Annotated in this window: 23 protein-coding genes; all 23 read left to right on the top strand. The window is 48.3% G+C overall.

Features of this window, described 5'->3' with window-relative positions; translation table 11 throughout:
• Positions 1-33 precede the first annotated feature (33 nt).
• Positions 34-738, top strand: coding sequence for a (d)CMP kinase (gene cmk, locus DXB18_RS03425; protein WP_118540468.1), 705 nt, complete (start codon positions 34-36; stop codon positions 736-738).
• Positions 723-1,574 carry a 4-hydroxy-3-methylbut-2-enyl diphosphate reductase gene (gene ispH, locus DXB18_RS03420; protein WP_118540469.1) on the top strand — a complete coding sequence of 284 codons (852 nt, stop codon included), beginning with the start codon at positions 723-725 and terminating at the stop codon, positions 1,572-1,574. Before cmk ends, ispH begins: the two co-directional genes overlap by 16 nt.
• On the top strand, positions 1,555-2,637 hold the full coding sequence (rpsA, locus tag DXB18_RS03415; protein ID WP_118540470.1) for a 30S ribosomal protein S1: 1,083 nt from the start codon (positions 1,555-1,557) through the stop codon (positions 2,635-2,637). Before ispH ends, rpsA begins: the two co-directional genes overlap by 20 nt.
• A gap of 145 nt (positions 2,638-2,782) precedes the next feature.
• Positions 2,783-3,181, top strand: coding sequence for an AEC family transporter (locus DXB18_RS03410; protein WP_118540471.1), 399 nt, complete (start codon positions 2,783-2,785; stop codon positions 3,179-3,181).
• Positions 3,182-3,221: 40 nt separating this feature from the next.
• Positions 3,222-3,761, top strand: coding sequence for a nitroreductase family protein (locus DXB18_RS03405; protein ID WP_118705977.1), 540 nt, complete (start codon positions 3,222-3,224; stop codon positions 3,759-3,761).
• 116 nt (positions 3,762-3,877) lie between these two features.
• The gene (locus DXB18_RS03400; protein WP_182430450.1) at positions 3,878-4,171 is read left to right on the top strand and encodes a hypothetical protein; all 294 of its coding nucleotides are present in this window, start codon (positions 3,878-3,880) and stop codon (positions 4,169-4,171) included.
• A gap of 4 nt (positions 4,172-4,175) precedes the next feature.
• Positions 4,176-5,384 (top strand): sodium/glutamate symporter, encoded by a 1,209-nt coding sequence (gene gltS / locus DXB18_RS03395; protein ID WP_118705975.1) that lies wholly within the window; start codon positions 4,176-4,178, stop codon positions 5,382-5,384.
• A gap of 56 nt (positions 5,385-5,440) precedes the next feature.
• Positions 5,441-5,641 carry a hypothetical protein gene (locus tag DXB18_RS03390; RefSeq protein ID WP_118540474.1) on the top strand — a complete coding sequence of 67 codons (201 nt, stop codon included), beginning with the start codon at positions 5,441-5,443 and terminating at the stop codon, positions 5,639-5,641.
• A gap of 254 nt (positions 5,642-5,895) precedes the next feature.
• The gene (locus tag DXB18_RS03385; protein ID WP_118540475.1) at positions 5,896-6,216 is read left to right on the top strand and encodes a PadR family transcriptional regulator; all 321 of its coding nucleotides are present in this window, start codon (positions 5,896-5,898) and stop codon (positions 6,214-6,216) included.
• A complete protein-coding gene (locus DXB18_RS03380) occupies positions 6,213-7,055 on the top strand; it encodes a DUF1700 domain-containing protein (protein ID WP_182430449.1) in 843 nt (280 codons plus the stop codon). The genes DXB18_RS03385 and DXB18_RS03380 overlap by 4 nt, the downstream gene beginning before the upstream one ends.
• Positions 7,039-7,224, top strand: coding sequence for a hypothetical protein (locus tag DXB18_RS03375; protein ID WP_118540477.1), 186 nt, complete (start codon positions 7,039-7,041; stop codon positions 7,222-7,224). The genes DXB18_RS03380 and DXB18_RS03375 overlap by 17 nt, the downstream gene beginning before the upstream one ends.
• Complete coding sequence (locus tag DXB18_RS03370; protein ID WP_118540478.1) at positions 7,211-7,411, top strand: PspC domain-containing protein; 201 nt, start codon at positions 7,211-7,213, stop codon at positions 7,409-7,411. Before DXB18_RS03375 ends, DXB18_RS03370 begins: the two co-directional genes overlap by 14 nt.
• Before the next feature lie 74 nt (positions 7,412-7,485).
• Positions 7,486-7,692, top strand: coding sequence for a small, acid-soluble spore protein, alpha/beta type (locus tag DXB18_RS03365; RefSeq protein ID WP_118540479.1), 207 nt, complete (start codon positions 7,486-7,488; stop codon positions 7,690-7,692).
• A gap of 131 nt (positions 7,693-7,823) precedes the next feature.
• Entirely contained in the window at positions 7,824-9,035 is a 1,212-nt protein-coding gene (gene cbiD, locus DXB18_RS03360) for a cobalt-precorrin-5B (C(1))-methyltransferase CbiD (protein ID WP_118705973.1), read from the top strand.
• A 185-nt stretch (positions 9,036-9,220) separates the two neighbouring features.
• On the top strand, positions 9,221-10,246 hold the full coding sequence (locus tag DXB18_RS03355; protein ID WP_243103129.1) for a cobalt-precorrin 5A hydrolase: 1,026 nt from the start codon (positions 9,221-9,223) through the stop codon (positions 10,244-10,246).
• A gap of 14 nt (positions 10,247-10,260) precedes the next feature.
• Positions 10,261-11,763, top strand: a complete 1,503-nt coding sequence (gene cobK / locus DXB18_RS03350; protein ID WP_118540482.1) for a precorrin-6A reductase — start codon at positions 10,261-10,263, stop codon at positions 11,761-11,763.
• Positions 11,760-13,787 (top strand): cobyrinate a,c-diamide synthase, encoded by a 2,028-nt coding sequence (locus tag DXB18_RS03345; RefSeq protein ID WP_243103127.1) that lies wholly within the window; start codon positions 11,760-11,762, stop codon positions 13,785-13,787. Before cobK ends, DXB18_RS03345 begins: the two co-directional genes overlap by 4 nt.
• Positions 13,784-14,314: a bifunctional adenosylcobinamide kinase/adenosylcobinamide-phosphate guanylyltransferase gene (locus tag DXB18_RS03340; RefSeq protein ID WP_118705969.1), complete on the top strand. Its 531-nt coding sequence runs from the start codon at positions 13,784-13,786 to the stop codon at positions 14,312-14,314. Before DXB18_RS03345 ends, DXB18_RS03340 begins: the two co-directional genes overlap by 4 nt.
• Positions 14,307-15,101 carry an adenosylcobinamide-GDP ribazoletransferase gene (locus tag DXB18_RS03335; protein WP_118540483.1) on the top strand — a complete coding sequence of 265 codons (795 nt, stop codon included), beginning with the start codon at positions 14,307-14,309 and terminating at the stop codon, positions 15,099-15,101. Before DXB18_RS03340 ends, DXB18_RS03335 begins: the two co-directional genes overlap by 8 nt.
• Positions 15,102-15,151: 50 nt before the next feature.
• A complete protein-coding gene (locus DXB18_RS03330) occupies positions 15,152-15,544 on the top strand; it encodes a bifunctional adenosylcobinamide kinase/adenosylcobinamide-phosphate guanylyltransferase (RefSeq protein WP_118540484.1) in 393 nt (130 codons plus the stop codon).
• Between the two features lie 59 nt (positions 15,545-15,603).
• Entirely contained in the window at positions 15,604-16,605 is a 1,002-nt protein-coding gene (gene cbiB, locus DXB18_RS03325; RefSeq protein ID WP_243035163.1) for an adenosylcobinamide-phosphate synthase CbiB, read from the top strand.
• Positions 16,605-17,699: a threonine-phosphate decarboxylase CobD gene (gene cobD, locus DXB18_RS03320; RefSeq protein ID WP_118540485.1), complete on the top strand. Its 1,095-nt coding sequence runs from the start codon at positions 16,605-16,607 to the stop codon at positions 17,697-17,699. Before cbiB ends, cobD begins: the two co-directional genes overlap by 1 nt.
• 24 nt (positions 17,700-17,723) lie before the next feature.
• Positions 17,724-19,334 carry a response regulator gene (locus tag DXB18_RS03315; RefSeq protein ID WP_118540486.1) on the top strand — a complete coding sequence of 537 codons (1,611 nt, stop codon included), beginning with the start codon at positions 17,724-17,726 and terminating at the stop codon, positions 19,332-19,334.
• Positions 19,335-19,337: the final 3 nt, after the last annotated feature.

The following is a 19,337-nucleotide window of genomic DNA, read 5'->3' as shown; positions in this document are numbered from 1 at the left end:
AAAACTGCTTCATGCAAGGAGACGATAAAAATTATGGAAAAACATGCATTCAACATTGCAATTGACGGTCCGGCAGGGGCCGGAAAGAGCACCATTGCGAAAATGGTAGCGAAAAAACTGAACTTTATCTATGTCGATACCGGTGCCATGTATCGTGCAATTGCGCTCTATCTGCTGCGAAGCGGCATCGACACCGCAGATGAAGCAAAGGTCAGTGAGGCAGTTAAAAACGCAGATATTACCATCCGTTACCAGGATGGCTCCCAGCAGGTCATCTTAAACGGAGAAGATGTATCCGGAAAAATCCGCACCGAGGAAGTCGGCAATACTGCGTCTGCCACGAGTGTATACCCGGCAGTACGTGCCCATCTTCTGGAACTGCAGAGAAGTCTGGCTGCAAGCCAGAATGTGATCATGGACGGACGCGATATCGGTACCTGCATTCTGCCGGATGCAGAAGCGAAGATTTATTTAACTGCAAGCAGCCGTGTCCGCGCCCTGCGCCGTTACAAAGAATTAACGGAAAAAGGAACCATGTGTAATCTGGAAGAAATTGAGCAAGATATCATAGAGAGAGACCATCGCGATATGACCCGCGAGATCGCACCATTAAAGCAGGCAGATGACGCGGTACTCCTTGACAGTTCGGAAATGACGATTGACGAGGTGGTACAGGCTATCATTGACACTGCGAAAGCCCACGGCCTTGAGGAGGACGTTTCATGGAAGTCATTGTAGCAAAAACAGCCGGATTCTGTTTTGGTGTCAGGCGTGCGGTGGATCAGGTTTATGAGCAGATTGAGAAAGCAGAAAAACCAGTATATACCTATGGTCCGATCATTCATAATGAGTTTGTGGTGAAGGATCTGGAAGAGAAAGGGGTAAAGGTCTTAAACACCAAAGAGGAGCTGGCTACACTTACGGACGGAATCGTTGTAATCCGTTCCCATGGTGTCGGAAAAGAAATCTATGACCTGTTAAATGCACACCATATCACGGTTGTGGATGCCACCTGCCCGTTTGTAAAAAAGATTCACCGGATCGTGGAACAGCAGACGGCAGAAGGGCGCCGCGTGATCATCATCGGAAACCCGGATCATCCAGAAGTCCAGGGCATCCGCGGGTGGGGAAATGATACGACACGGGTGGTGGAAAATGCAGACCAGATCGAGCATTTATCTGTCTCAAAAGAAGAAAAACTGTGTATCGTATCCCAAACGACATTTAATTACAAGAAATTTCAAGATTTAGTTGAAAAATTTGAGAAAAAGGGTTATGATATACTTGTTTTAAATACGATTTGCAATGCAACACAGGAGAGACAAGTGGAAGCTAGACGTATTGCTTCTGAAGTGGACGCTATGATTGTCATAGGCGGCAAACACAGCTCCAACACACAGAAACTCTACGAGATATGCCAAAAGGAATGTAAGAATACTTACTTTATCCAGTCACTCGGCGATTTCAACCCTGAATGTGTGAATTCTGTGCGCAGCGTAGGTATTACAGCGGGGGCATCCACCCCGAATCAAATTATTGAGGAGGTTCATACTAATGTCAGAATTAAGTTTTGAACAAATGTTGGAGGAATCATTAAAAACAATACGTACGGGAGAGATCGTCACTGGTAAAGTCATCGATGTGAAAGAGGACGAGATCGTCCTGAACATTGGATACAAATCCGATGGTATCATCCCGAGAAGTGAGTACACCAACGAAGCAAACGTAGATCTCAGAACCGAGGTTCAGGTTGGCGACGAGATGGAAGCAAAAGTTGTAAAGGTAAACGATGGCGAAGGTCAGGTTGCACTGTCCTACAAGAGACTGGCTGCAGACAAGGGCAACAAGAGACTGGAAGAAGCTTTCGAGAATCACGAGGTTCTTACCGCAAAGGTTGCACAGGTACTGGACGGCGGCTTAAGCGTTGTAGTTGACGAGGCAAGAGTCTTCATTCCGGCTAGCCTGGTATCTGACACTTACGAGAAAGATTTAAGCAAGTATGCAGGTCAGGATATCGATTTCGTGATCACCGAGTTCAACCCGAAGAGAAGAAGAGTCATCGGCGACAGAAAGCAGCTTATGGTTGCAAAGAAGGCTGAAATGCAGAAAGAACTCTTCGAGCGCATCCACGCTGGCGATACCGTAGAGGGTACTGTAAAGAATGTTACCGATTTCGGTGCATTCGTAGACCTGGGCGGCGCTGACGGTCTGCTTCATATTTCCGAGATGTCCTGGGGCCGTGTTGAGAATCCGAAGAAGGTATTCAAGACTGGTGACCACGTAAAGGCTCTCATCAAAGATATCAATGGCGAGAAGATTGCTTTAAGCTTAAAGTTCCCGGAGCAGAATCCGTGGGCAAACGCAGCTGAGAAGTACGCTGTAGGCAACGTAGTAACCGGTCGTGTTGCACGTATGACCGACTTCGGTGCATTCGTTGAGTTAGAGCCAGGCGTAGACGCTCTGCTTCACGTATCTCAGATTTCCAGAGATCACGTTGACAAACCGGCTGACGCTCTGACCATCGGTCAGGAGATCGAGGCTAAGGTTGTTGATTTCAATGGCGAAGACAGAAAGATCAGCTTAAGCATGAAAGCTCTGCAGGCTCCGGCTGAGGAGAATGAGGCAGACGCTGAGTAATCTCGGTATACTTTTTAAACATTCAGGAGACCTGTAACAGCAGGTCTCCTTTTTTGAAGCGCACATCAAATCTACAGGAAAACGGAGAAAACAGTATGGAATTGCAGGGATTGCTGAATTTACAGCTTATGATGTTTGCATTGTTATGATGCTGAGCGGATTCCGCTTTCCTGAATTTATCCAGCATTCCATACAAAGTTTAGGCAATTGTACGACAGCAATTTCCATGCTGGTTATTGGCATGATTCTTGCAGATGCCGGAGCCCATCACTTGTTCACCCGCATGACAATACTCTTTTCGGGAGTGCGTCTGATATTGATTCCGGCTGTTGTTGCAGCTGGGTGTTATCTTTTCCACATTCACGGGATCGCAGCCGGAATTTCGGTGGTCTTAGCTGCAATGCCGGCAGGAACTTCTACGGCAATTCTTGCAGCCAAATATCATGGAGATGAAGCGTTTGCAACGCAGTGTGTTGTTGTGACGACACTACTGTCAATGCTGATGCTGCCGCTTTGGTGCGTGATCTTAAACGGGACGCTATAAGATTCAATACGAACAGAATAATGAGAAGGAGGATATGACGATGGAATTTGAAAAACTAATGGAAGAACGGAGAAGCATACGTAAGTATGACAGCAGCAGACGTGCCACAAAGGAGCAAATCACAGCCATGGTCCAGGCTGCTATTCAGGCACCGTCCTGGAAAAACAGTCAGACATCCAGATATTACTGTATTTTAGATGAACTGCAGTGCAAAAAATTTTCGGAAAGCTGTCTGCCACAGTTTAATCAGAATAATTCCAGTGGTGCATCTTATATTGTGACCACGTTCGTAAAGGACCGGGTCGGCTTCGATAAAGAGACCGGCGCAGCCATAAATGAGTGTGGAAATGGCTGGGGCTATTATGACCTGGGACTCCAGAACGAAAACCTTATCTTAAAAGCAAGGGAACTCGGTCTGGATACTTTGATCATGGGTATCCGGGATGGAGAGAAAATCCGGGAAATGCTGCAGATTCCGGAAAATGAGCAGGTGGTATCTGTCATAGCGGTCGGTTACCGCGCATTGAATCCGGAAAAGCCAAAGCGTAAGACGCCGGATGATATTTTGAAATTTGTGTAACATTACGAACAATTTTTTGTGATGTAAGATTCAGAAAGCTGAATCTTACGGCTGAATATGAAATAAAAAACAGCTGAGCATGTATGCACAGAAAACCCGGAGGAAAAAGCTGGATTATGAATATAGCAGAAATATTGGATGACATCAAGAAACTTGCCGGGCAAGATGTCGAATTAAAAGAAAAAATTTTGAAAACCCGGTTAGAAGCGGATCCGCTTTCTGCCTTTTGTGGGTTATGCAGGGAACTTGGATTCCAGATTTATGAAATGGATTTGGCCTGTGCCGGAGAATCTTTTTATGCAGAGATCAAACGCAGTACGAATGGCGGTGGTGAGAATTCGCCCCTGTTAAAAGGCGAAGACGACTTTTATGAGATGTTCTTCGCAGATTTGGAACAGGAGGAAAACTAGTTTTATGATCATTGAACTTGATATGTACCAGACGATTGCGGCCGCTGTGGTCGCATTGATGCTGGGAAAATTTTTGCGGAGACGGTGTGCGATCCTGGAGCGGTTCTGTATTCCGGCCCCGGTCATCGGCGGCGTAATATTTGCAGTGCTTACCTGTATTTGTTACGTTCTTGGAATTGCAGAATTTTCTTTCGATGATACGCTCAAAGAAGTATGCATGGTATTTTTCTTTACGTCAGTTGGATTTCAGGCGAATTTAAAGGTGTTAAGAAGCGGTGGAAAAGCTCTGATCGTATTTCTGGCGCTGGTCGTTGCACTGATTTTGTCCCAGAACTTCCTGGCAACCGGCCTGGCAAAGCTTTTACGCATTCCGACGCTGGTTGGACTTTGCACCGGATCCATTCCGATGGTAGGTGGACATGGAACAGCAGGTGCCTTTGGACCTGTTTTGGAAAGCATGGGAAGCGAAGGTGCTACCACGGTCTGCACAGCGGCAGCGACTTTTGGACTGATTGCTGGCAGTGTCATGGGCGGTCCGATCGGAAAACGACTGATCGAAAAGTATGATCTTTTGAAAACCATTGTTCCGGAAGATGACAGCCTTCTGATCGAGGAAGAAAACCTTCTGATCGAAGAGGAAAAGAAACATGAACGTCATACCACGATGTATCCGTCCGCGGTATTCCAGCTGATCATCGCCATAGGACTTGGGACGCTTGTGTCAGACCTTTTGTCTCTGACAGGACTTACCTTTCCGATCTATATCGGTGCCATGATCGCGGCGGCGATTATCCGCAATATCGGAGAATACAGCGGAAAGTACACAACCCATATGGGTGAGATCAATGACATCGGAGGTATCTGTCTGTCCCTGTTTTTAGGAATTGCCATGATTACTTTAAAACTATGGCAGCTAGCAGATCTGGCACTTCCGCTTCTCATCCTTTTGCTTGGTCAGGTTGTTTTGATGTTTGTATATGCGCGTTTTGTCGTGTTCAACGTGATGGGACGCGACTACGATGCGGCGGTGATCAGTTCCGGTGTATGTGGATTTGGTATGGGCGCTACACCGAATGCCATGGCGAATATGCAGGTTGTCTGCGAAAAGTATGAGCCTTCCGTAAAGGCATACCTTTTGATTCCGTTAGTTGGAAGCCTGTTTGCAGACTTTTTAAATACCCTTTCAATTACATTCTTTATTAACTTTTTATAAGAGCAGGCCAGGCGGGGGGATGATTCTGGCTATAACAGAATGCGGAGGAAAACTATATGTTTTGGAACAAAGAGAAGGATAAAAGACACGAGCATGAGTATGAAATTTCCAGTGAGGATCTGGCATTCCCGGAAATCCACATTGGAAAGCGGAAGAAAGAGCATCACGAGGAACATGTGTCAGAAGACCATGAGTCCATTACTTACGATGAAGTAGCAATTCCGGAGGTTCATATTCCGATGAGAAAGAAGAAATAAAACAGGAAGTTCTTGTTGGGCTATAGGAAAAAAATTAAAAATGAATGAAAGAAGGACAGCTTTGGCAGAATATGTCGAGGCTGTCCTTCTTTCGAAGTTGTATTTGTTACTGTCTGTATTCATTTTTATGACAAGTTTCTTTTATACTATTGACATGTACTATTATATGATGTATATTATTCTCACAAACAATATTATATATGATATAATATTATGAATTTTAAATTAATGAGACGACAGAAAGGTGGAGTACGATGGTTTTTAATACAGGATCCGCGTTGCTGGATGCAATCGTCTTATCGGTTGTTTCCAGGGATGTGAACGGGACCTATGGGTACCGTATAACCCAGGAAGTACGGGAAGTACTCGATATTTCAGAATCTACGTTATATCCGGTACTCAGACGGCTCTTAAAAGATGAATGTCTGGAGACTTACGACAAGGCCATCGACGGGAGAAACCGCAGGTATTACCGGATTACGGAAAGCGGGAGATTGCAGCTGAATCTTTACCGCGGAGAATGGAATGTTTACGCGCAGAAAATTTCCGGAATACTGGAGGAGAAGAAATCATGAATAAAGCAGAGTTTATGGAACGACTGGAATATCTGCTTTCCGATATTCCGGAAGAGGAGCGGGAAGAGGCGATTGCATATTATCAGGATTATCTGGATGAGGCAGGAAAAGACCGGGAAGCAGATGTGCTAAGTGAATTTGGAAGCCCAGAGCGGATCGCATCCATCATCCGGAGTAATCTGAACGTCCATCTGGAAGATGGCGGTTCCTTTACAGAAACAGGATTTGAGGATGAGCGTTTCCGGGATCCGGGTTATCAGGTAGTAAAGCGAAAAGAACTGCCGGATGTCTATGAAGAAGCAGAAGACAGATCTGACGGGGATGAGTATGAAGGATTCGCGGACAGACGCCGGACAACCGGATTTGATGAGGATGTGTTTGAAGAATCTGATGGACACCGGACAAATAGAAAATCGAACAATGCGCGTTCAGAAAAAAATAAGAACCAGACACCGGTCATAAAACTGATTTTGTTCGGTATTTTAGCCCTGATCCTGCTACCGTGGCTTCTTGGCGTGGGAAGCGGAGTCGTGGCGGCGGCTGCGACACTGATTGCCCTGGTAGCTGCAGCGGTTCTTGGAATTGGCTTTTTAACTGTCGCAGCCGGGTTTGGCACCGTGATTCTTACGGTTGTGGGCGTTGGAATCCTGGTTTCCGATTTCTGGGGAGGTGTAACCGTTATTGGGTCTGCTGTTTTGGTGTTTGGCTGCGCACTGATCGGAGTGGCATTTTCCATAGTGACATATGGAAAATTTGTTCCATGGTGTATCCGCACAATTGTGAAGATCCTTTCGGGATTACTTCGAGGAGGGAAAAAGATTTATGCAAAGATGCGTTAAGTGGTTTTTACTGATTGGAGTCATATGCTGCCTTTTGGGGACCGGAATCGTAACAGCGGGACTGATGAATGGCGGAGCTCGGAATGCGAAGAGCTATGCGCGTCAGTCCTATGAGTATGCGCAGGAATTGGAAGAACATCTGGAGGATTCGGAGTATGGACATCAATAAAAAATTATATCGTTCCAATACGAACAAGCTAATATGCGGTGTGTGTGGTGGATTAGGAGAATATCTGGGCGTTGATCCGACGATTGTTCGTCTGGTATGTTTGTTGATTGCCTGCTCTGGAACGGGACTTCTGGCTTATATTATCGCTGCAGTCATCATACCGCAAAATCCAGATGATCTGGAGTAGAATAACTAAGATATTCAAATGTGAATAAGGATAGCAAAACAGGGCACACTTCTGAAAAAAGGAGTGTGCTTATTTTGACTAAGAAAAAAGAACCAAAACCGATTGATGTGGAACATATGACACCGGAAGAACAGCTGAAATTTGAAATTGCAGAGGAGCTGGGGCTGGGAGACCGTGTACTGAAAGAAGGCTGGCGCTGCCTGACTTCAAAGGAAAGCGGCCGGATCGGCGGGCTGATCACAAAGCGGAAAAAGCAGATGCGGAGGGAATCGGAAACGTAACCGCGAGTTTGACGAGAGTAAATGTGCGCAAGTCTGATGCTTGTCAAACCTGTAAAAAGCAAGTATAATAAAACCGATTACAGCGCATAAAAAAGTTACTGTTGCAAATCATGCGCCTGAACGGAGAACAAGTGACAGAGAAAAAACTGAGGAATGGATACACAACCGGGACCTGTGCGGCGGCTGCGGCGAAGGCGGCGGCCGCTTTTTTTGCGCAGGCAGATGAAGAAAAAATTACATATTCCGAATTAACGCTGCCTGGCGGCGGAAGTTGCCGCATTCCGGTAATCCCATTTTTAAAAGAGGGCGAACCATTTTGTTTTGGCGTACAAAAAGATTCCGGGGATGACCCGGATGTGACGAATCAAACCCTCATATTAGCCAGTGTGAAGCCAATCAGCCGAAAAAAACTGGATACGCTGAAATCAACGGGAAGTGGATATTTCCTGGAGGAATACCCAGACCTTTATTTGAATGGCGGTCCGGGAATCGGCATAGTGACAAAGCCGGGGTTAAGCTGTCCGGTGGGACATTACGCGATCAATCCGATGCCGCGCAGCATGATCCTGGGTGCGGTCGATGAAGTGATGCGGCAGACTGCGTATGAGGAATGTCTGCTGATTGAGATCTCGATTCCGGACGGGGAGCGGCTGGCTTCCCAGACCTTTAATCCCAAGCTTGGGATCCAGGGTGGAATTTCGGTTCTTGGCACCACTGGCATTGTCAAGCCCATGAGCGAGGAAGCACTTTTGGAGACGATCCGTCTGGAAATTCACATGAAAGCGGTAAACGGTGCAAAGGTGCTTTTAATGGCGCCGGGCAATTACGGGGAGGAGTTTTTGAAAAAAACGCTGGATGTTCCGGTCGGAAACGCAGTGCTTTGCAGCAATTTTGTGAAGTCTGCCGTGCTCATGGCGCAGGAAGAGGGCTTTCAAAATGTATTGTTCGTTGGTCACATCGGAAAGCTGATCAAGGTATCGGCAGGCAGGGAGAATACGCATTCCAAGTATGGAGACGGACGCATGGAGCAGATGGCACAGCTTACGGAAGCATTGGGATATCCGGAATTAAAGCAGCAGATTCTTTCCTGCAATACCACCGATGATGCTCTGGAATTGCTGAAACAACATGGAATTGCCAAAAAACTGCTGGACCTGACGGCAAAATACGTGAAGCAGCAGCTGGAACAGTGGAGCGAAAGAACCATTTGCGCGGAGGTAGTGACGTTCTCGACTGCGCACCAGATGTTTGGAACGACCACGGACTGGAAGCGTTTATTTGAGACATGGAAACGTGAACGCAGCGAAGAAACAGACCGTTGCTTCGGAACAGGGCTTTTCTGAATGGAAAAATCTGTACAATATCGTTCTGACAGCAGATGTCGTCGATTTGAAAAACGAAAGGATAGTGTATGAAGCTTGCGGTGATCGGATTTACGGGAAGAGGAGCAGAACTGGTTTCAAAACTGGTCGAAGCGTTTTGTGCGGACGGTGATTTGTGCACAGGCTACACAGGAAAGCGCGTTTGTATGGAAGAACCAAAAAGCTTATGCAGGGTAACCGGCTCTCTCTCAGACTGGACCAGGAAGCAGTTCTCGGAAATGGATGGACTGATCTTTGTCGGTGCCGCGGGAATCGCAGTCCGACTGATCGCGCCTTATCTGAAGGACAAGCTGACCGATCCGGCCGTTGTGGTAGTGGATGAGGCAGGCCATTTTGCAATTTCTCTATTGTCTGGTCATGTGGGCGGCGCAAACCATCTGGCAGAGCAGACAGCCAGAATCTTGGGGGCAATTCCTGTGGTGACGACAGCGTCTGATGTGAGAGGGCGGCATGCGATTGACGTCTGGGCGAAAGAACATCATCTGACCATCACGGACCGGAACCTGGCAAAAGAGGTTGCTGCAGCGCTGTTAGGTGGTGAAACGGTTGGCTATTTCAGCGAATATCCTTTGGAACTTCCAGATGTGACTGGATACGAGAAAAACGCGGTGCATCGCAGGAATGTGTGGATAACCTGTCACGTGAAGCCGGACGTTTTAACGGATGGGAGACAGAAGAAAAACGCTGATATTACGGGTGATGTCTTGTCTGGCGTTCCAGATGACAGCGATTTTGACATGGAAGATGCGAAGCAGTGCGAACCACAATTTTTACGTCTTGTGCCCAAATCCCTGATTCTTGGGATCGGCTGCCGGAAACAGACACTGGGGGAAGCCATTGAATTTGCCGTGCAGGAAACGCTCAGACAGGCAAATCTGGATCTTCACACAGTGGCTGCCATTGCCAGCATTGACTTAAAAAAAGAAGAAACCGGGCTATTGCAGTTGTCTGAAAAACTCGCAGTTCCTTTTATAACCTACACAAGCAGTGAACTGGAAACCGTGCAGGGAGATTTTTCGGAGTCTGGTTTTGTGCGCCAGGTGACGGGAGTTGGAAATGTTTGCGAGCGTTCCGCACTTCTTTGTGCCGGAAAAGATGCCAGACTGCTGGTGAAAAAACAGGTGTATCCGGGTGTGACCGTTGCAGTGGCTGAGGCTGCTTTTTGCGGATAGGAAGGAGAAACAGCATGGAGAAACAAAAACAAGCGCCGGTTGTCATATTTGGCGGTACGTCCGAGGGACGGGAACTGGCTGAATATGCGCAGGAATATCAGATTCCGGTTGTGGTCAGTGTGGTTTCCGGCTACGGGGAAAGTCTGCTTCAGGAAAGCGCGGTTGTACGAGTGCATACCGGTGCCTTGAAGGAAGAGGAGATGCGTGCATTTTTGCTTGAGACAGCGCCCAAACTGGTTCTGGATGCAACGCATCCTTATGCGCGGGTTGTGACAGAGCAGGTATCTTCCCTATGTGCTGCACTGCAGATCCCGTATCAGCGGATTCTGCGTGATCCCTCCCAGACTGAGCTGGAACAAAATAACCCCGCTGCAGGCCTGTTTCTGGCTGATTCGATAGAAGAGGCTGTGGAATATCTCAAGTCGGATGACCGGCCGGTGCTTTTGACAACGGGCAGCAAGGAACTGGAAAAATTTGCGTTAGACCCTGCATGCAGGGAACGGATCTATGCCAGGGTGCTTCCGGACAGTCAGGTATTAAAAAAGTGTGAGGAACTTGGAATCCGCGGAGCTCATGTGATCGCAATGCAGGGACCTTTTTCCACAGAGCTGAACACTGCTTTGCTGCGCACGGTACATGCAGGCTGGCTGGTGACCAAAGAGGCCGGAAAACGTGGCGGTTTTGCAGAAAAACTGGAAGCAGCCAGAGCGTGCGGCGTTTCCGTGATCGTGATCCGGCGACCGGTTCAGGAAGAAGGAATTTCTTTAAATGAGGCGAAGCAGCTGATGAACGCGTATCAGACTTCCAAAAGACAGGAAAAGAAAGAAAACCCTTTGCCGGATAAAACATCCGAAACTGGTGCACGCAGTCTTAGCCTCATCGGTATGGGAATGGGCGGCGGTAGACAGCTGACCCAGGAAGCTTTGGAAGTTCTCATGCAATGCGATGTCGTCTTTGGTGCTTCCCGTATGCTTCAGGATGTAAAAGAATGGATCTGCGGCAAACAGCAAGAAGCGTTTTACCAGCCGGATAAAATCCTGGACTGGCTGGAGGCACACCCTCAGGTTTCGCGTGCGGCACTCATCTGTTCCGGTGACACCGGCTTTTACAGCGGCAGCGGCAGCATGATGCGGGAAATTTATACGCGCTGGCCGCAGGAAACGACATGTCCTTATCAGGTTCAGGTTTATCCGGGGATCTCTTCGGTTTCCGCGCTGGCTGCGCGGTTCCAGATTCCCTGGGAGAATGCCTGTCTGGCCAGTGCCCATGGGCGGGACTGCGACGTGGCAGAGCTGGTAAAGAAACATAAATTGGTATTTTTGCTGCTGGACAGCAGCCAGAACTTAAAAACCATCTGTCAGACGCTGACAGCAGCGAAACTTGGAAAAACACGGATTTTTGCAGGCGTACGTATGGGATACGAAGAGGAACAGAACATCTGCGGTATTGCAGAGAAACTGACAGATCAGGAAACAGACAGTTTGACAGCAGTATTTCTGGAGCGGAATGAAGAATGAGAGATGAATGGTTTATCCGGGGAAAAATCCCCATGACAAAGAGTGAAGTGCGGTCCGTATCGGTCTCCAAGCTGGAGCTTGAGCCGGATCATATTGTCTATGATATCGGAGCCGGTACGGGTTCTGTTTCTGTGGAAATGGCGCTGCATGTGCCGAATGGACATGTGTATGCGTTTGAACAGAAGGAGGAAGGCTGTGAACTGATCCGAAATAACGCAGAAAAAGCAGGACTCAGGAATCTGACCGTGGTTGCCGGAAAAGCACCGGATTCTATGGAAGGTTACCAGCTCCCGGACCGGGTGTTTATCGGTGGAAGCGGTGGAAATTTAGGAGAGATTCTGGATTTTGTCACAAAGAAAAATCCGAATGTACAGATTGTGATCAATGTGATCGCGCTGGAAAGTCTTTCGCAGACCATGGAATGGATGAAACAGAACAAACGGGAGCCGGAGGTCATCTGCATGCAGGTGTCCAGGGCAGAAAAACGTGGCCCTTACCATATGATGCAGGCCCAGAACCCGATCTATATCATTACCATGGGACCAGAGCAAACGGAAAATAAGGAGAATAAACAAAATTGTTATCCACGTATTCTCCTTGCAGCACCCGGAAGCGGAAGTGGAAAAACCCTTATGACAGTTGGGCTGCTGACGCTGTTTCAGCGCATGGGAATTGCCTGCCGCTCCTTTAAATGTGGTCCGGATTACATCGATCCGATGTTCCATAAGTATGTGCTTGGGATTGACAGCTGCAATCTGGACAGCTTTTTCCTGCCGGAGTCCAAACTGCGGGACTTATTCGAGAGCAGGGCATCGCAGGCAGAACTTTCCGTAATCGAGGGTGTCATGGGATTTTATGACGGCATTGGCGGAAATTCCCTGGCGGCAAGTACCTATGAGGTTGCAAAGATCACAAACTCCCCGGTCATCCTGGTAGTAGACGGCAAAGGAAGCAGCCTTTCCCTGGCGGCCCAGATCAAAGGATTTCTGGATTATCGGAGGGACAGCCATATCTGCGGTGTGATCTTAAACCGTACAAACAAAATGGTTGGAGAACGCCTGCGCCCGGAGATAGAAAAGATGGGTGTGAAATATCTTGGGGCGGTTCCGGTTTGTGAGACGGTAGACATCAAGAGCCGTCATCTGGGACTGACCATGCCGGAAGAACAAAAAGATCTGCGAAAGCATTTAGCGGCATTTGCCGACCAGCTTGCCGGATGCCTGGATATGGAAGCAATTTTTGAACTTGCCGGATACCGGATGAAGGAAAACGCAAAAACAGCCGGAATGTCCATGACTGGAACTGAGAATGCATCAGAGCAATCCGAAACGCCTATTTACAAAAATGAAAATCTTTCAGATTCTGACAGAATGCAGACCTGCGGGAAAAAAGAACGTTGTGAAACAAAAAACCTGCCAAAACCAATGAAACGAATCGCGGTGGCACTGGATGAAGCTTTCTGTTTCTACTACCAGGAGAACCTGAATTTCTTAAAAGAACACGGATGGGAGATCGTTCCGTTCTCCCCACTGCACGATACCGCGCTTCCACCTTGCGTGCAGGCTATGTTACTGGGCGGCGGTTATCCAGAATTGTACGCGAAGCAGCTTTCTGAAAATACGTCTATGCTGGAAGCTCTGCAAAACGCTTCCAAAACCGGTATCCGCATTCTTGCGGAGTGCGGTGGATTTTTGTATCTGCAAAAATCACTGGAAGATGAGAAGGGCATGGTATATCCTATGGCTGGATTACTTCCGGGCGATGGTTACCGTACGGGAAAGCTTGGCCGGTTTGGCTACATTTCCCTGGAACAAAATGGAGCATATCAGATCAGGGGGCATGAGTTCCACTATTGGGACAGTACAGCGCCGGGGGATGCATTCCGGGCAAATAAGCCGCAGTCAAATCGCGGCTGGGACTGCATGTACCAGACAGACCGGCTTCTTGCCGGTTTCCCGCACCTGTATTATTTGTCGGGCCCGGATCTGATCTTGAACTTTTTAAACGGAGAAGAAACGATATGATGCATCTGATCACCGGAGCCTCTGCAAGCGGCAAATCGGTCTATGCGGAAGAACAGCTTGTAAAGGCAGAAGGACCGGATAAATATTATCTTGCAACCATGCGTGCCTGGGGCGCAGAGGGGGAAACGAGAGTCAAAAAGCACCGCGCCATGCGGGAAGGAAAGGGGTTTGAGACGATCGAAGCCTTTCACACCCTGAACCAGGTAAAGCTTCCGGGAAACGGCAGTCTGATGCTGGAGTGTATGTCAAATCTTCTGGCAAATGAGCAGTTTGAGATTGGCGGAACCGATGAGGAGATTCTGGAACGCATTCAGGCGGGAATCCAGAATTTGGAAGCGCAGACGAAAGATCTGGTGATCGTGACAAATGAGATCTTTTCAGACGGATGCAGCTACGATGCGGATACCCTCCGCTATATCCGTCTTTTAGGAACCTTAAATATCTGGCTGGCAAAGCAGGCTTCCCTGGTCACGGAAGTGGTCTATGGAATTCCCATCCGGCAGAAAGGAGCGCGGGAGCATGCGTGAAAAGAACAAGACATTGCCGTCCATCCTGGAAAGCTTTGTGATCGCGTTTTCCATGTATTCGCGGATCCCGATGCCATTTATCGAGTGGAGTGAGCGCGGCATGAAATATGCCTTTTGCTTTTTCCCGCTGATCGGAGCCGTGATCGGTTTTATCATGAACTTATATGTGTTTGCTGCACGGGCAGCAGGCCTTGGAATACTGGCCTTTTCTTTGCTTGGAACCGCAATCCCGCTTCTGATCACCGGAGGCATCCACATGGATGGTTTTTTAGATGTGACCGATGCAAGAAGCTCCTTTTTAAGCCGGGAGCGGAAGCTGGAAATTTTAAAAGATCCGCATGCAGGCGCATTTGCGATCGCAGGCTGCGGTGTGTATCTGCTGCTTTATGCCGCGGCGTTTTCCGAACTTGGAAACTCTGCCTTTCCTGCGATTGCCGGAATCTATGTGGTCACCAGGTCGTTAAGTGGTCTTTCTGTCCTGTGCTTTCCGAAAGCACGAAAGGACGGACTTGCGGCAACTTTTGCAAAGGGAACCGGAAGCGGATCGCCGGTTGTAAAGGCGGTCCTGACGGGATGGCTTCTTGCCGGAATCTTATTTTTCCTGGCAACAGCAGGCGTGCTCCCAACTGCGATCATCATGGCTGCGGCGGCACTGGTCTTTTTCTGGTACCATCATATGGCGTTAACGGAATTTGGTGGAACGACTGGCGATCTGGCCGGTTATTTTCTGCAGACAGCAGAGTTGGTTATGATAGCGGCACTGGCTGTATGCAGTCATATCTGGTAACATGATTGAAAAAGAAAGGCAAAGACGATCCGTCTGGAGGGGAGAATCGCATGATCCTGATCATTGGAGGAAGATTTCAGGGAAAGAAAGCGTTTGCAGAGCAGATCTGCAAAGAGAAAAAAGAACATCATAGTCAGAACGCTGGCGGAAAAATAGCAGATGCACTGGAAAAAACAGGACCGCGAATCCAGGTTTTGCCGGATTTTCATCTTCAGGTCCGAAAAGCCCTGGCGGCGGGCGAAGACCCAGACAGCATGACACGCAAGCTTCTGGAAAATCCGCCCGAGGTAATCACGCTGGATGAGGTGGGATGTGGAATCGTGCCCATCGAGCGGGAAGAACGCATCTACCGGGAGGCGGTGGGACGTGCCGGACAACTGCTCGCTGCCCGGGCAGAAAAAGTATACCGGGTTCAATGCGGCATTGCGGTCCGGATCAAATAAGGGCTGAGCAGTAATCGAAAAACTATAAAAATGAAACTGTAGAGAAGGAAACAAACAACATGATACTCAGAAATCTCTGGATGGAATATGCAGCTGCGGTCTGTATTGGTTTTTTATTCGATTTTATTGTGGGAGACCCTCACGGGCTCTGGCATCCGGTCTGCGGGATTGGAAAGCTGATCTCGCGAATGGAAAAACAACTTCGGAAAAAGGTGCCGAATCAGCCGAAAAGTCTGCTCCTTGCCGGTGCGGCGCTTGCCGTGACGGTTCCCTGTGTGACCGTTGTAATCACAGCGCTGATCCTGCTTCTGGCCGGTTTGATCCATCCATATTTCCAGTTTGCCGTGATGTGCCTGCTAGACGGGTGGATTCTGGCGGCAAGATCACTAAAAACAGAGAGTATGAACGTATACAAAGAACTGAAAACAGGAGATTTAGACCGTGCACGCTATGCGGTATCCATGATCGTTGGACGGGATACCGAGGACCTGACTGCGGAGGGCGTGACCAAGGCAGCCGTGGAGACGGTTGCGGAAAATGCTTCCGACGGCGTGATCGCGCCACTATGCTTTTTGTTTCTCGCCGGTCCGGTTGGCGGATTTTTTTATAAGGCTGTGAATACCATGGATTCCATGGTGGGCTATAAAAACGAAAAATATCTGTATTTTGGACGTGCGGCAGCAAAGCTAGATGATCTGATGAACTGGATTCCTTCCAGGCTGACCGGTCTTTTGTTTACAGTGGCAGCCTTTCTGCTGCCTGGGATGAACGGAAAAGAAGCATTTGTGATCTGGCGACGGGACCGCAGAAACCATAAAAGTCCGAATTCAGCCCAGTCGGAATCGGCCTGTGCCGGGGCACTGGGAGTCCAGCTGGCAGGGGATGCCTGGTATTTTGGAAAGCGGAACCATAAACCAACCATAGGGGATGCGCACCGCCCGGTGGAACCGGAGGATATTGTGCGTGCCAACCGTCTGATGTATCTGGCCTCGGTTCTGGCACTTCTTGCCGGAACCGGTCTGATCACTTTGCTTAAGATACTGACAGGAGGATTGGTGTAATGGAGCCACACAAAGCATTGGGACACGGCGGGGACGTTTACCGCAATCCGGTAAGCCATGATTTTTCCATCAATTTAAATCCGCTTGGGATGCCAGAAAAGGTTAAGGACTTCCTGAGAGATTCGGTAGACGGGTGGGGCAGGTATCCGGATCCGGAGTGTGAAGCATTACGAAATGCATTGGCAGAGTACCACCATGTACCTGCAGAGTGGATTCTTTGCGCCAACGGTGCTGCAGACCTGATCTTTCAGGTGGTGCGGATCCTGGCACCGAAAAAGGCCTTGCTGCTTACTCCGTCGTTCTCGGAATACAGACAGGCATTGACTGCGGTGGGCTGTGAAATCGAAACACTTCCCATGAAACAGGAACAGCAGTTTCAGCCAGACATCGAAGCAGTTTTAAAACAGATCACGCCCCAAACCGATCTTTTGTTTTTCTGCAATCCCAATAATCCAACTGGCCATGCAGTGCCTGTTTCTATCGTAAAGAAGCTTGCTGACCGCTGCCGCCAGACGAAAACCTGGCTTCTTTTGGATGAGTGCTTCTGTGAACTGATGGAACAACCAGAAAACTTTTGTATGCTGCCAGTGGTCGGTGACTATGAAAACCTGGTGATTTTACGGGCATTTACGAAGACATATGCCATGGCGGGACTTCGTCTGGGATATGCGGTGTCATCATCCAGTGCGCTGCTTCAAAAGATCCGGCAGGAACGTCAGCCCTGGAGTGTGTCGGTTCCGGCCCAGGAAGCAGGAGTCGCAGCACTGAAAGAACAGGCGTATTTAAAGCAGGCAAGAACGCTGATTGAGACAGAGCGCACGTGGCTGATTTGCCAGTTACAAAAACTGGGATTCACGGTATTTGAGTCAGACAGTAATTTTATTTTGTTTTATAGAAAAGAAAAGGATCCTGGAGAATTGTTCCAGGCCTGCCTGAGACGGAAAATCCTGCTTCGCGACTGCAGCAATTTTGATGGCCTGACATCAGGCTATTACCGGATCTGTGTGGGAATACCGGAAGAAAACAGGTTTTTGATCCGGAATCTGAGGGAAATTATGGATGAAAAGGAATCCTGTCGGAATACGGGAAAGTGACAAAATATAAAGGAGAGACAGGCTATGAGTTTATACCGGATCATCCTGGTGGATGACGAAGAAGAGGTACGCAAAGGCATCATACGAAAAATTGACTGGAACCATTTGGGATTTGATGTAGTGGGCGATGCGGAGAATGGGGCAGAAGCGCTGGAGCAGATCGAACAGCTGGAACCAGAAGTGGTCATGACAGATATCCGCATGCCCTTTATGGACGGACTGACTTTAACAGAGAGGATCCGCCAGAAATATCCTTCCATGAAAGTGCTGATCTTTTCCGGCTTCGATGATTTTGAATATGCCCAGCAGGCAATTAAACTGAACGTGACAGAGTACATACTAAAGCCGGTGAACGTAGAAGAACTTTCGGAGATTCTGACACGGGTAAAACAGAATCTGGATGAGGAAATCTGCCAGCGGCGCGATGCGGCACTTTTGCAGGAAAGTTACCGGAAAAGCCTCCCGATCTTGAGAGAAGTGTTTTTAAATGACCTGGTGCGCGGCACTGCAAATGCCAGTTTGATCGAAGAAAAATTAAGAGAATACAATGTGGACATTCTGCATTCACAAAAATGGATCACGGCTTTGCTGCATATTGAGGCAGAAAATACAGATCGTCCAGCCGCCCTGCAGAAGGAGCTGGTGCCAATTTCCGTGCGCCAGATCGCAGAAGATCATTTAAAAGAGTATTGCCGTTTCACGATGTTTAACTCTTCAGCAGGAATGACCCTGATCGCGGCAATCGATGAAAACAATTCCCAGACCGGCCTCTTAGACCATTTGGGGGACATTTGCAAAGAATGCAGAAGAATCCTGGATGTGACAGTGACCATTGCTGTGGGACACAGCTGTCAGGATTTGTCCGAGATCAGCCGGATCTACCAGTCATCCGTGGATGCTCTGGGTTATAAGACCATTGTAGGAACCGGACAGACAATCTACATCAACGATGTGGAACCGGTAAGCCGCGGAAAGCTGAAATTCGATAATACAGACGAAAATGATTTTGTCACAGCCGTAAAATTCGGTCCTCAGGAAAAAATCACGGAAACGATTCAAAAACTGATGGCACGTATGGACGATGCAAAGGTCCATGCCAGACAGCAGCAGCTTTATATGCTGTCTCTTTTTAACTGTGTTACCAGGCTGATGCAGCAGTATGATCTGACGACCCGGGAGATTTTTGATACGGAAACGCAGTATATGGATATTCCTTCCACAATCGGAAAACCGGAAGAATTTGAAAACGGGCTTTTGCAAGTTTGTTTCCGGATCCATGAAAGCTTAAACCGGGAACGCGACAATACCACCAAAAAAGTAATCCTGGAAGCGAGACAGTATATCGAAAGCCATTATCAGGACCCGTCTCTCTCCGTTGAGATGATCTGCCGGGAACTGCACATGAGTCCGGCATACTTTTCCACGATGTTCCGCAAGGTGACCGGACAGACCTACATTGCTTATCTGACAGAAGTACGTCTCCAGAAAGCGGTGGAACTGCTCAACGAGACGGATGATAAGACGTATGTGATCGCCCAGAAAGTGGGATATCAGGAACAAAATTATTTTAGCTATGTATTCAAAAAACGGTTTGGAATTTCGCCAACCAAATACCGGGGAACGCAAAGCAGTTAAAGG

The organism is Clostridium sp. OM02-18AC (assembly GCF_003481825.1).
GTDB lineage: Bacteria > Bacillota > Clostridia > Lachnospirales > Lachnospiraceae > Brotaphodocola.
Note: the sequence above shows the minus strand (reverse complement) of the source record. Positions and strands in the feature narration are given on the sequence as shown.

What these genes read in the sequence shown, in the direction of transcription:
- DXB18_RS03370 (WP_118540478.1), top strand. Translation starts at nt 7,211, where the DNA reads ATGGACATCAATAAAAAATTATATCGTTCCAATACGAACAAGCTAATA.
- DXB18_RS03345 (WP_243103127.1), top strand. Translation starts at nt 11,760, where the DNA reads ATGAGAGATGAATGGTTTATCCGGGGAAAAATCCCCATGACAAAGAGT.
- DXB18_RS03330 (WP_118540484.1), top strand. Translation starts at nt 15,152, where the DNA reads ATGATCCTGATCATTGGAGGAAGATTTCAGGGAAAGAAAGCGTTTGCA.
- cobK (WP_118540482.1), top strand. Translation starts at nt 10,261, where the DNA reads ATGGAGAAACAAAAACAAGCGCCGGTTGTCATATTTGGCGGTACGTCC.
- DXB18_RS03380 (WP_182430449.1), top strand. Translation starts at nt 6,213, where the DNA reads ATGAATAAAGCAGAGTTTATGGAACGACTGGAATATCTGCTTTCCGAT.
- gltS (WP_118705975.1), top strand. Translation starts at nt 4,176, where the DNA reads ATGATCATTGAACTTGATATGTACCAGACGATTGCGGCCGCTGTGGTC.
- cmk (WP_118540468.1), top strand. Translation starts at nt 34, where the DNA reads ATGGAAAAACATGCATTCAACATTGCAATTGACGGTCCGGCAGGGGCC.
- rpsA (WP_118540470.1), top strand. Translation starts at nt 1,555, where the DNA reads ATGTCAGAATTAAGTTTTGAACAAATGTTGGAGGAATCATTAAAAACA.
- DXB18_RS03385 (WP_118540475.1), top strand. Translation starts at nt 5,896, where the DNA reads ATGGTTTTTAATACAGGATCCGCGTTGCTGGATGCAATCGTCTTATCG.
- DXB18_RS03405 (WP_118705977.1), top strand. Translation starts at nt 3,222, where the DNA reads ATGGAATTTGAAAAACTAATGGAAGAACGGAGAAGCATACGTAAGTAT.
- cobD (WP_118540485.1), top strand. Translation starts at nt 16,605, where the DNA reads ATGGAGCCACACAAAGCATTGGGACACGGCGGGGACGTTTACCGCAAT.
- DXB18_RS03335 (WP_118540483.1), top strand. Translation starts at nt 14,307, where the DNA reads ATGCGTGAAAAGAACAAGACATTGCCGTCCATCCTGGAAAGCTTTGTG.
- cbiB (WP_243035163.1), top strand. Translation starts at nt 15,604, where the DNA reads ATGATACTCAGAAATCTCTGGATGGAATATGCAGCTGCGGTCTGTATT.
- DXB18_RS03340 (WP_118705969.1), top strand. Translation starts at nt 13,784, where the DNA reads ATGATGCATCTGATCACCGGAGCCTCTGCAAGCGGCAAATCGGTCTAT.
- ispH (WP_118540469.1), top strand. Translation starts at nt 723, where the DNA reads ATGGAAGTCATTGTAGCAAAAACAGCCGGATTCTGTTTTGGTGTCAGG.
- DXB18_RS03400 (WP_182430450.1), top strand. Translation starts at nt 3,878, where the DNA reads ATGAATATAGCAGAAATATTGGATGACATCAAGAAACTTGCCGGGCAA.
- DXB18_RS03375 (WP_118540477.1), top strand. Translation starts at nt 7,039, where the DNA reads ATGCAAAGATGCGTTAAGTGGTTTTTACTGATTGGAGTCATATGCTGC.
- DXB18_RS03390 (WP_118540474.1), top strand. Translation starts at nt 5,441, where the DNA reads ATGTTTTGGAACAAAGAGAAGGATAAAAGACACGAGCATGAGTATGAA.
- DXB18_RS03410 (WP_118540471.1), top strand. Translation starts at nt 2,783, where the DNA reads ATGATGCTGAGCGGATTCCGCTTTCCTGAATTTATCCAGCATTCCATA.
- DXB18_RS03315 (WP_118540486.1), top strand. Translation starts at nt 17,724, where the DNA reads ATGAGTTTATACCGGATCATCCTGGTGGATGACGAAGAAGAGGTACGC.
- DXB18_RS03355 (WP_243103129.1), top strand. Translation starts at nt 9,221, where the DNA reads ATGGAAGAACCAAAAAGCTTATGCAGGGTAACCGGCTCTCTCTCAGAC.